1 protein-coding gene is annotated in these 1,116 nt (G+C 37.6%); it reads left to right on the forward strand.

The window, feature by feature from the left end; translation table 11 throughout:
* Positions 1 to 1,116: DUF7507 domain-containing protein (locus tag AC4PRO_RS18135; protein ID WP_492118392.1), on the forward strand; the 1,116-nt coding region annotated here is incomplete at both ends.

Raw genomic sequence — 1,116 nt, forward strand, 5'->3', positions numbered from 1 at the left:
TACAAATACTGGAACAACAACTAAATACTATACTACTTTGGCTTTAGCCAATGCAGGTGGAGCATCAGATCTAACAAAACCAGAGGCTGTTGCAACAACTGGAACCTATTATATCCGAATTGAAGTGGCTACTGGATGTTTTATCGTAAAATCAGTAGAAGTGACAGTAAATACATGTACAATAGTTTTATTAAAAGAATCTACTCTAAACAATACTGGAAATTGTACAAGCGTAGATGACACCATTACCTATACTTTTACTTTGACTAATCCTGGAACTACACCTATTACTGATATTACAATTACGGATCCCTTATTTGAAGCACCAAATCCTATTATCGCTATAAGCGCTCCTAGTGGAGATGCTAATAACAACATGATTTTGGATATCAGTGAAACTTGGATATATACAGCAACTTATGCAATAACGCAAGCCGATATTGATTTAGGAAGTGTCACTAACCAAGCAAAAGTAAATGGTTTAGTTTTAGGATCTGAAACTGTTATGGGTACATCAAGTACAATAACAAGATTATGCCAAGATCCTGACATTGCCATTGTAAAAACCACTGACATTCAGTTTGGAGAAGAGCGATGCGCAACACTTGTTGTTGGAGATCTGGTAACCTATACCTTTACCGTGAGCAATACTGGTAATGTGAGTTTAAGTAATGTAATCGTTGCTGATCCTCTTTCAAATTTATCGACTATCGCCCTGATAAGTGGTGACGCAAATAGCAACGACATCTTAGAGGTTAACGAAACTTGGATCTATACTGCAACCTATTCAGTAACTCAAGCCGATATTGATACTGGTAACATAACCAATCAAGCTTCTGTTAATGGTACTGCTCCAGACACTACAGTGGTTACTGACCAATCTGGTGACTCAATAGAGAACGATAATCCAAATGTAATACCTATTTGTTCGACTCCTGACATTGCCATTGTGAAAACCAGTGACATTCAGTTTGGAGAAGAGCGATGCGCAACACTTGTTGTTGGAGATCTGGTAACCTATACCTTTACCGTGAGCAATACTGGTAATGTGAGTTTAAGTAATGTAATCGTTACTGATCCTCTTTCAAATTTATCGACTATCGCCCTGATAAGTGG

The sequence above is a fragment of the Flavobacterium sp. DW-iso2 genome, assembly GCF_058725285.1.